Source organism: Streptomyces sp. XY431 (genome assembly GCF_001279805.1).
Taxonomy (GTDB): Bacteria; Actinomycetota; Actinomycetes; order Streptomycetales; family Streptomycetaceae; genus Kitasatospora; species Kitasatospora purpeofusca.
Map to the genome: position 1 here is coordinate 1 of NZ_LGDO01000170.1, position 6,459 is coordinate 6,459.

General features: G+C 70.9%; 3 protein-coding genes and 2 pseudogenes. 2 read left to right on the plus strand and 3 right to left on the minus strand.

All coding sequences use genetic code 11. The annotated features are described in order from the left end of the window. Both ADK60_RS42020 and ADK60_RS18835 read left to right on the plus strand, forming a co-directional pair. A pseudogene (locus ADK60_RS42020) lies at window positions 1-98 on the plus strand (ABC transporter ATP-binding protein); the annotation flags it as partial. Window positions 99-151: 53 nt separating this feature from the next. Next, entirely contained in the window at window positions 152-2,710 is a 2,559-nt protein-coding gene (locus ADK60_RS18835) for an ABC transporter permease (protein WP_053647450.1), read from the plus strand. A 182-nt stretch (window positions 2,711-2,892) separates the two neighbouring features. On the opposite strand, the gene ADK60_RS18840 is transcribed toward ADK60_RS18835, so the two are convergent. The 3 genes and pseudogenes from ADK60_RS18840 to ADK60_RS18850 all read right to left on the minus strand — a co-directional run. Continuing rightward, entirely contained in the window at window positions 2,893-4,269 is a 1,377-nt protein-coding gene (locus tag ADK60_RS18840; protein WP_030398003.1) for an NAD(P)/FAD-dependent oxidoreductase, read from the minus strand. Window positions 4,270-4,697: 428 nt separating this feature from the next. Continuing rightward, complete coding sequence (locus tag ADK60_RS18845) at window positions 4,698-5,639, minus strand: Ppx/GppA phosphatase family protein (protein WP_030398004.1); 942 nt, start codon at window positions 5,637-5,639, stop codon at window positions 4,698-4,700. Between the two features lie 137 nt (window positions 5,640-5,776). Beyond that, a pseudogene (locus tag ADK60_RS18850) lies at window positions 5,777-6,316 on the minus strand (DUF501 domain-containing protein); the annotation flags it as partial. Between the last annotated feature and the right edge of the window lie 143 nt (window positions 6,317-6,459).

A 6,459-nucleotide genomic window follows, 5' to 3' on the forward strand; every position in this document is an offset into this window, starting at 1 on the left:
TCGCCGACGGCCGCATCGTCGACGAACTGACCCACCCCACCGCCGACACCGTCCTGGACCGCATGCGCCGCTTCGACGCCAAGGGCCGCACCAGCTGACGCAGCACGCGCCGCCGACCGTCCCTTCGCAGACCCAGGACCCAGGAAACCCCATGTATCGCACCGCACTGCGCAATGTGCTGGCCCACAAGGGCCGACTGCTGATGACGGCGCTGGCCGTCATGCTGGGCACCGCCTTCGTGGCCGGCACCATGGTCTTCTCCGACACCTTCGGCAAGGCCATGCGGGAGAACAACTCCAAGAGCTACTCCGACGTGTCGGTCCAGATCGTCGACGACTCCGCCGGCGCCACCGCGTCCCTCCAGGACAAGAGCGACAAGAGCGCGGTCACCCTGACCGACGCCACCGTCCAGCAGCTCGCCGCCCTGCCCGGCACCGCGAGCGCCCGCGGCGTGGTCAGCGGCTTCACCGGTGTCGCCGACAAGAAGGGCGAGCTGATCGGCCAGTCCTGGACGGCCAAGGGCGCCAACTTCGCGCCCGGCCCGGACGGCAAGGACGCCCGCTACCCGATGGTCGAGGGCCAGGGGCCGAAGAACGGCAAGGAGATCGCCCTCGACCGGAAGACCGCCGAGAAGGGCGGCTACAAGGTCGGCGACACCGTCCGGATCGGCTCCAACGGCCCGGTCCTCGAGGCGAAGCTCACCGGTGTCTTCACCACCGACGACCCGAGTGTGAACAGCGGCGGCACGCTCACCCTGTTCGACCGCGCGACCGCGCAGCAGATCCTGCTGGAGCCCGGCCGCTACAGCAGCATCGTGCTCGCCGCCAAGCCCGGCACCAGCCAGGACGCCCTGCTCGCCGAGGTGAACCAGAAGGTCCGGCCGGAGCAGCAGATCGAGACCCGCACCGGGGCCGACCTCAAGGCCGAGGAAGAGCGGATGATCACCGCCGAGACCGAGAGCGTGCGCACGATGCTGCTCGCGTTCGCCGGCATCTCGCTCTTCGTCGGCATCTTCATCATCGCCAACACCTTCACCATGCTGGTCGCCCAGCGCACCAAGGAGCTGGCCCTGCTCCGGGCGATCGGCGCCAGCCGCAAGCAGGTGACCCGCTCGGTGCTGATCGAGGCGTTCGCCATCGGCACCCTCGCGGCCTCGGCCGGCCTGCTCGCCGGCCTCGGCATCGGCGCGGGCCTGCAGTCCCTGATCGCCTCGCTGAACGACAGCCTCCCGACCGGCCCGCTGGTGGTCAAGCCGCTGACCGTGGTGGTCACCCTGGTGGTCGGCGTGCTGGTGACGGTGCTCTCCGCGCTGCTGCCCGCCGTCCGCGCCGCCCGGATCGCCCCGGTCGCCGCGATGAGCAGCGGCGACCAGCCCGCCACCCAGAAGTCCCTGCTGGTCCGGAACGTGCTCGGCTCGCTGGTGGCCGCCGCCGGCATCGCCCTGGTCGCCTTCGGCGCCTCCAAGGGCAACTCGGACGGCCGGATGCCGGTCGCGCTGGGCGCCGTGCTCGCCGTCCTGGGCGTCTTCGTCCTGCTGCCGCTGCTCTCCCGCCCGGTGATCGCCCTGGTCGGACCGGTGCTCGGCAAGCTGTTCGGCATGCCCGGCAAGCTGGCCCGGCAGAACGCGGTGCGCAACCCGCGCCGCACCGCCGCCACCGCCGCCGCGATCACCATCGGCCTCACCCTGGTCAGCGGTCTGACGGTGATCGGCGCCTCGGTCTCCGACACCGTGGACCGGGCCATCACCAGCGCGATGAAGGCCGACTACCTGATCTCCGCCGCGAACGGGATGAGCCTGTCCGACAAGGTCCCCACCGAGGCCGCGAAGGCCGCAGGGGTGGCCGCCTCCTCGCCGCTGCTGGAGGTCGAGTGGAACCTCAACGGCAAGTCCAACACGATCACCGGCCTGAACGCGGACAGCCTGGACAAGCTGCTCACGGTGAAGATGAAGAGCGGCTCCTCGGCCTCCTTCGGCCAGGGCAAGCTGCTGCTCGGCGATGACCTCGCGAAGAAGCTCGGGGTCGACACCGGCTCCACCGTCGAGGTGGGCTACCCCGGCGACGCCAAGGGCGCCCTGACCGTCGGCGGCGTCTACGAGACCAACGACCTGCTCGGCGGGGCCATGCTGGCCAACAGCGAGATCCTCAAGCACGACCCCCAGCCCTCCCTGGACAGCGTCCTGGTCAAGGGCACCGACGGGGAGACCGAGGCGCTGCGGAAGGCGCTCAAGGACTCCACCGGCGCCAACCCGGTGATCGAGGTCAAGTCGCGCCAGGACGTCCGGGACGGCTTCAGCCAGAACATCACCTTCGCGCTGAACATGATGTACGGGCTGCTGGCGATGTCGGTGGTGGTCGCGGTCCTCGGGGTGATCAACACCCTGGCGATGTCGGTCTTCGAGCGCAAGCGCGAGATCGGCATGCTGCGGGCGATCGGCCTGGACCGGCGCGGCATCAAGCGGATGGTCCGGCTGGAGTCCGTGGTGATCTCGGTGTTCGGCGCCGGCATCGGTGTCCTGCTCGGCTGCTTCACGGCCTGGGCGATCAACGGCACCCTCAAGTCCAGCCTGCCCACCATGACCACGGTGCTCCCGTTCGGCCAGTTGCTGCTCTTCCTGGCCCTGGCCGGCCTGGTCGGCGTGGTGGCCGCCTTCTGGCCGGCCCGCCGGGCCGCCGGGCTGGACATCCTGGACAGCATCAAGACCGACTGACGCACCGCACGAGCAGCATGAAGGCCCCTGCCGGAGGGTTTCGGCAGGGGCCTTCTCGCTACTTCTTGTACTCCGCCCGACTCGCACAGCCGGCTGAGCACCACGGAGGTCGTGGTCCGGCAACGGTGCCGGGCGGAGAGCCTCCGACTCATACCCGGTGCTCCCACACCGGGCCGTAGTCGCTACTTGCTGGTGGCCAGCTCCTTGTCGGCAGCCGGCTTCGCGGCCTCGACGGCGGGACGCTTGGTCGGCGCCGTGACCTCCTGGATCGGCTGGTACGGGTTCTCCATCTGGGAGAGGCCGACCATCTCGCGCTTCAGGAAGACGGCGAGGGTCCAGTCGGTGAAGACGCGGACCTTGCGGTTGAAGGTGGGGACCATGGCGCCGTGGTACAGGCGGTGGAACCACCAGGCCGGACGGCCCTTCAGCTTGTACTTGCCGAAGAGGATCGCGACACCCTTGTGCAGGCCGAGGCCGGCGACCGCGCCCAGGTTCTTGTGCTTGTACTCCTGCTGCGGGAAGCCACGCATACCGGAGATCACGTTGTCACCGAGGACGGCGGCCTGGCGCACGGCGTGCTGCGCGTTCGGCGGGCACCAGGCGCCCTCGCCGGCGGCGAGGTCCGGCACCTGGGCGTTGTCGCCGGCGGCCCAGACGTAGTCGAAGCCCTGGACCTGGAGGGTCGGCGCGGTGTCGACGTGGCCGCGCGGGCCCAGCGGCAGGCCGAACTGGGCCAGCACCGGGTTCGGCTTCACGCCGGCCGTCCACACGATGGTGGAGGCGTCCGTCTCCATGCCGTTCTTCAGCACGACGTGGCCGTCGACACAGGAGTCCATCGAGGTCTCGATGTAGACCTCGATGTTGCGCTCTTCGAGCTTCTCCTTGGTCCACAGACCGAGGTCCGGGCCCATCTCCGGGAGGATCCGGTTGGCGGCCTCGACCACGATGAAGCGCATGTCGTCGCGGCTGACCGTCTTGTAGATCTTGGCGGCGTCGCGCGCCATGTCCTCGATCTCGGCGATCGTCTCGACGCCGGCGAAGCCGCCGCCGATGATCACGAAGGTCAGCGCCTTGCGGCGGATGGCCTCGTCCGTGGTGGACTCGGCCTTGTCCAGCTGCGCCATGACGTGGTTGCGGAGGGCGATGGCCTCCTCCACGGTCTTCATGCCGATGCCGTGCTCGGCCAGACCCGGGATCGGGAAGGTGCGGGAGACCGACCCGGTCGCGACGACGAGGTAGTCGAAGGGCAGCTCGTACGAGTCGCCCGCCGAAGGCTGGATGGTCGCGATCTTGCGCTCGTGGTCCACACCGGTGACCGCACCGGTGAGCACCTCCGCGTTCTTCAGCGCGGTGCGCAGGGGCGCGACGAGGTTGCGGGGCGCGACGTTGCCGCCGGCCGCCTCGGGGAGGAAGGGCAGGTACGTCATGTACGACCGCGGGTCCACGACCGTGACGGTCGCTTCGCCGTAGCGCATCTTCTTGAGGATGCGCATCGCGGCATACAGGCCGACGTAACCACCGCCGACAATGAGGATGCGAGGACGCTCCGTGGTGCTCATATCCGAAAGTATCCAGCACCGTTCGGAGCAGCCTTCGTGAGCCCGCTCACAAGCGGATGGACCCCCTCTGCTACACTTCGCGCCCCCGTTTCGACCCCCCGGCCGACACCTCACGGCCATTCCGGCCCCCCGGTGGGCACACCCGTGACGACGGCCCCGCTGAGCAGCAACGATCCATGACGGGGCCTGGTTCCCACACGGGATTTCGATTTTCAAACCCCTGACGGGTCGAAACCTACGATCCTGCGGTTATCACGCCGAGCGAGCCTTCGGTCCCACATATCGGACGGACCGGACCGCGCAGCGCGGCGAACGGGCGGATCCCCATGTGAAGAAATTCACGAACTTTTCCGCACGGCCCCGGGCGCGCCCCGGCCCCGGGGCCCTCGAAGGGCCTCCGGGGCCGGAGCGGTAAGCCTCGTGCCTGGTCAGCGGGCGATACTCCAGGCGATGCCGTCCAGGATGTCGTGCTCGCTGACGACCACCTCGGCGGCGCCCGTCCGCGCCATGATCTCCAGCAGCTCCAGCGCGCCGGCCGCGATCACGTCCACCCGGCCCGGGTGCATCGACGGGATCGCCGCCCGCTCCGCGTGGGTCGCGCGCAGCAGCCGGTCCGCGATCTCGGCGACCCGCTCGCGGGAGATCCGCGAGTGGTGGATCGCCTCCGAGTCGTACCGCGGCAGGTCCTGGGCGATCGCCGAGATGGTGGTGACCGTCCCGGCCAGGCCGACCAGGGTCGCCGCACCGGTCAACGGAACGGCCTCCTCGGCCCGGTCCAGCTCCGCCCGCACATGCGCCCGCGCCTCGGCGATCTGCTCGTCCGAGGGCAGCTCGGCGCCGCCGAAGTGCCGCTCGGTCAGCCGGACGCAGCCGATGTCCACCGAGCGGGCCGCCTCGACGTCCTCGGCCCCGAGCACGAACTCGGTCGAGCCGCCGCCCAGGTCGAAGACCAGGTAGGGGGTGGCGAAGGTGCCGCCGGTGAGCTCCTTGGTGGCGCCCACGAAGGAGAGGTGCGCCTCCTCCTCGCCGCTGACCACCTCGGGCTCGACCCCCAGGGCCGCCCGCACGCCGTCGACGTACTCGGCGCTGTTCTCGGCGTCCCGGGAGGCGCTGGTGGCGACGAAGCGGATCCGCTCCGGGCCGACGCCGAAGCCGGAGATCACCTCGGCGTACTCCCGGCAGGCCGCGAAGGTGCGCTCCAGCGCGTCCGGGTGCAGCCGGCCGGTGCGGTCCACGCCCTGGCCCAGCCGGTTGATGATCATCCTCCGGTCCAGGTCGGTGATCTCCCCGGTCTCCGGGTCGAGATCCGCGACCAGCAGCCGGATCGAGTTGGTCCCGCAGTCGATCGCGGCCACCCTGGTCGTGCTCATGCCTCGGCCTCCCCTGCCTCGTCCGCCCCGTCCGCCTCCTGCGCCGCCCGCTTGGCGGCGCGGTCGGCGGTCTTCTGCTCCTTGGCCGCGATCACGGCCTCGTGGTCCTGCTCCTTGGCCCGGTTGCGGAGCACCCGCTCACCGGCCGCCTCGACCTCCGCCGGGGACACGCACGGGCCCTTGGCCCACCAGTCCTCCAGCATCCCGATCGCCTCGTCGCCCAGCGGGTTGACGCCCTCGCCGGCCGCCAGCGAGTGGCCGACCAGCACGTGCAGGCACTTGACCCGGTCCGGCATGCCGCCGGCGCTCGGGAAGCCCTCCAGCACCTCGATGGCGTCCCGGCGGGCGATGTAGTCCTCGTGCGCCTTCTGGTAGGCCGAGGCCAGCTCCGGGTCCTCGGCGAGCCGGGCGCTCTGCTCCTTCATCACGCCGTCCGCCTCCAGGGTGCCGATCAGCGAGGCGGCCTTGGGGCAGGTCAGGTAGTACAGCGTCGGGAACGGCGTGCCGTCCGGCAGTCGGGGGGCCGTCTCCACGACGTCCGGGTTGCCGCACGGGCAGCGGTGGGCGACGCCGCGCAGACCGCGCGGGACCCGGCCGAGCTGCGCGGCGATGGCCGCGACGTCCTGGTCGGAGACGGTGGGGTGGTTCTCAGTGGTCATGGGAGGGGCTGTCTCCAGCGGAGGCGGGGGCGGGTGGTGAGGAAGGGGCCGGCTGCGCCGGGGCAGCGGGGGTCGCGGGAGCGGCGGGGGGTCCCGGGGGGGGGGCAGGGGGGGGGCCCGAGGCCCCCACCATGGGGGGCCAAGGGCGGGCGGCCTTTGGC